This window comes from Halanaerobium polyolivorans (assembly GCF_020711195.1).
GTDB classification, from domain to species: Bacteria; Bacillota; Halanaerobiia; order Halanaerobiales; family Halanaerobiaceae; genus Halanaerobium; species Halanaerobium polyolivorans.
Genome location: NZ_JAJFAT010000043.1, coordinates 1 through 1,212 on the forward strand (window position 1 = coordinate 1; position 1,212 = coordinate 1,212).

Here is a 1,212-nt window from a genome sequence, read left to right on the forward strand (position 1 = left end):
TGGATCGGGTATAATTAATTAAACAGTTTTTTCTCGGACATGATATAATAAGATAATACCAAACTAAATTGGAGGAAAATATCATGCCTACTAAATATCCTGAAGAAATGAAAAGAAAAGTTGTTGCTCTGGCCAATAATGGTAAAAATCAAACTGAAATACTCAAAGAATATGGAATGGCAAGGTCCACACTTCACAAATGGATAAAAGACTATAATAATTCAGGTTCATTCAGCGCTAAAGATAATAGAACTGACAAAGAAAAAGAATTAATTAAATTACAAAAAGAAAACAAACAGCTAAAAATGGAGAATGATATTTTAAAGCAAGCGGCGCTGATAATGGGACGAAAATAGCAGTTATCAAGGCAAACAGGGATAAATACAGTATCAGCGCCATGTGCAGAGCACTCAATATATCAAGGGGTATGATCTATTATACCCCTAAAGAAAACCAGGTTAACACTGAACTGGAAAGTGAAGTAATTGCTATTCACAAAGCAAGTAGAAATCACTATGGTACCAGGAAAATCAAAAGAGAATTAGCTAAAAAAGGTTACCATGTGTCCAAGCGCAGAATAGGTAAAATAATGAAAAAATATGGTCTGGTTTCTACTTACACTAAAAAACAATACAAGGTTCATTCTCCTAGCTGTAATGAAGATAAAATCGCCAATGTTGTAAATCGAGAATTTGATAAAGAAGAAGCTCTAGATGTTGTTGTCAGTGATCTAACCTATGTTAATGTAAAAGGTAAATGGAACTATATCTGCCTGATAATCGACCTCTTTAACCGTGAATTTATAGGTTATGCAGCAGGCAAAAAGAAAAATGCTGAATTAGTAACTGAGGCTTTTAAAAGTATTAAAAGACCACTGGATCAGATTAATATTTTACATACTGACAGAGGTAATGAATTCAAAAATAAAGCTATCGATGATATTTTAGACAGCTTCGATATTGAGCGTTCTTTAAGCAATAAAGGGTGTCCTTATGATAATGCAGTCGCAGAAGCAGCCTTTAAAGTAGTTAAGACTGAATTCGCTTATGATAGAATCTTCAATAGTTTTGAAGAGTTGGAATATGAGCTATTTGACTATGTTAACTGGTATAATAACCACAGAATCCACGGGTCGTTAGATTACCTAACACCTGTTGAATATAGATATTTAATGTTCGATAAAAAATTGTTGTAAAAAGGGTTGACAATCCA

Annotated in this window: 1 protein-coding gene; it reads left to right on the forward strand. The window is 32.9% G+C overall.

Annotation, left to right across the window (positions count from 1 at the left end):
* Positions 1-68 precede the first annotated feature (68 nt).
* A protein-coding gene (locus LJ207_RS12215) for an IS3 family transposase (protein ID WP_229346775.1) occupies positions 69-1,195 on the forward strand; the annotation gives its coding sequence in 2 pieces (ribosomal slippage) (positions 69-321 and positions 321-1,195; 1,128 coding nt in all).
* Positions 1,196-1,212 lie beyond the last annotated feature (17 nt).